Annotated in this window: 3 protein-coding genes; all 3 read right to left on the bottom strand. The window is 37.4% G+C overall.

Annotation, left to right across the window (positions count from 1 at the left end):
* The coding region (locus tag ACUVXA_RS20050) for a nucleoside hydrolase (protein ID WP_445873063.1) at positions 1-536 on the bottom strand (536 nt) is incomplete at its 3' end.
* Between the two features lie 29 nt (positions 537-565).
* Complete coding sequence (locus tag ACUVXA_RS20045) at positions 566-799, bottom strand: hypothetical protein (RefSeq protein ID WP_445873062.1); 234 nt, start codon at positions 797-799, stop codon at positions 566-568.
* Positions 800-993: 194 nt separating this feature from the next.
* Positions 994-1779, bottom strand: coding sequence for an enoyl-CoA hydratase/isomerase family protein (locus ACUVXA_RS20040; protein WP_445873061.1), 786 nt, complete (start codon positions 1777-1779; stop codon positions 994-996).
* Positions 1780-2186: the final 407 nt, after the last annotated feature.

Genomic DNA, 2186 nt, shown 5'->3' with positions numbered 1-2186 from the left:
AGGAACCGAACACCATCTGGAAGTGTCCTAGATGGGTAAGTTTCGGACAACGGTACTTTTTCCCCGTTTATTATGGGTGGATTAATTACTCCACCCATCAAAACTAATTCTTTTATACCATTTTTTATGGCTGGTTCTTTTTTGATAGCTTTGGCAATATTTGTGAGTGCCCCGATGGCGACAATAGTGAATTCTTTTTTGGAAGGCAAAACTTTGTTGATGATGAAGTCAACCGCATTTCCGGGTGTTACTTGGAGCTTTTTATCTTGGGGTGTTAATATTCCTTTTCCCTCGACACCCAGTCTTAGTGCTTTCCTGTTTTCTGAGATTGGTTCATCCTCCCCCACAATTACTGGGATATCGCTTCTACCAGCTAATGTGAGCAGTTTTAGTGCGATTTTGGCTCTTGTTAGCGTGTCGCCGTAAACGGTGGTAATGCCCTCCACTCTTAGTTCGGGGGATTTTGCGGCTAGGGAAATAGCGTATGAATCGTCAACATCTAAGCCGATATCCGTGTCAATTATTATTTTTTTCATAATCATTCACAGATTATACTTTTTGGGATTTACTTCTTGTCATTATCTGTCGGGCTTTGGGTATTCATTTCGTCTAATAATTTTTTAACCTCCTCAATTTTTAAGGGGCAGTGATTTCTTACTAGGAAATCGTAGTGTTTTTTGTATCTCCAGTGGGATTTTCCTTTTGTGAAGGCTACCGCCCATTCGTGTATGTGTTTAGCTTCGTTGCTTATTCCTTTGATGCGTTTACCGCAAACCCGACAGTAGAAAGGCATAGACAAACATTTCTCCATAATTTCTAAATTTTTTAAACTTATTACCATAGACACTTTTTTAATTTTTAATCCGGGTAAAGTTTGGATTTTGCTGGTAATTTTTTTATTTTTGTTTTTTAGGTTAAGTAAATGTGTTGAAAGTGGTTATTAGATTTACTGAGATTCTCCTTATAGGAGGTTTTAAGTATTTAATGTTTGTGTTATCTTCCTTTGAATACTGGCTTTCTTTTTTCCTTAATGGCTTTTAGAGCTTCATTATGATCTTCAGTTTGATATAGTAGCGACTGTTGGAGATTAGTGTAGTCTAGTTCTTGCTTAAGTTCAGGTATTATTCTCCTATTTAATGCGGATTTAATTGCAGCTATAGCTCTAGTTGCCCCCTGGGCTAATCTCTGAGCTAATGCTTCAGCTTCTTCTATAAGCTTATCGGTAGGAACACATCTGTTTGCCAATCCTATCCTCTCGGCTTCTTTTCCACTAAGATCGTCCCCCGTAAATAAGAGTTCACTGGCTCTTCCCAAACCTATGAGTAATGGCAGTAAATACATGTCGCCATCGCCGGGAAGTATACCTATTCTCACAAATCTTTCTCCGAACACGGCATCCTCAGAGGCGATTCTAATATCACAAGCTAATGCTATACCACAACCGATTCCAAGAGCGTAACCATTTACCGCGGCTACCACTGGTTTTTCTAAACTTCTCAACGCTAGTATTGGTCGGTGGGCGAATGAACGCATAAAGCTTAACGATTCAAAGGGGTCTTCCCTTGCACCAAGCTCTGCAAGTTCAGCTCCAGAACAGAAAGCCCGGCCAGCACCAGTAATAATAACTGCTCTCACCTCGTCATCATTACTAATATCATCTAAAACACCAACCAGGTCATCAACCATTTGAAAATTCATAGCATTCAATTTTTCCGGCCTATTCAAGGTAATCTTACCAACACCATTCTTTTTCTCATAAATGATTGTTTCATAACCCAATTAAACAACCTCCAGAAAATAATCAAAAATTTTAACGTACACACCGTTTTAATGCTAAAACTAAAAGGAATTATAAATAATTTACGCAATAATCTAGTTTTAGTAGAAAATCCAAAGTAAGAAAATTAAAACAATTTAAAGATTAATTTATAGAGAGAAAAATATTAGATTTTTTCATTATGACTTATTTAATGAAATAGAAACAAATAGTGAAAGTTTGAAGCAATACGTAGTGGGGATTCGAAATGAATACCGAAGAGTTTAAAAAATGGGTTACTGAAGAAATCAAAAAATTTGTGAGGGAAGATCCGGGAAATCGTTTGAATAAATTGGATGCTTCTCCTATTTTTGATGAACCGTTGTCCGAAACTTACCCATTTAGGACACCGCCTAAATGGTGTTCGGTT

This window comes from Candidatus Jordarchaeum sp. (assembly GCF_052745115.1).
Note: the sequence above shows the minus strand (reverse complement) of the source record. Positions and strands in the feature narration are given on the sequence as shown.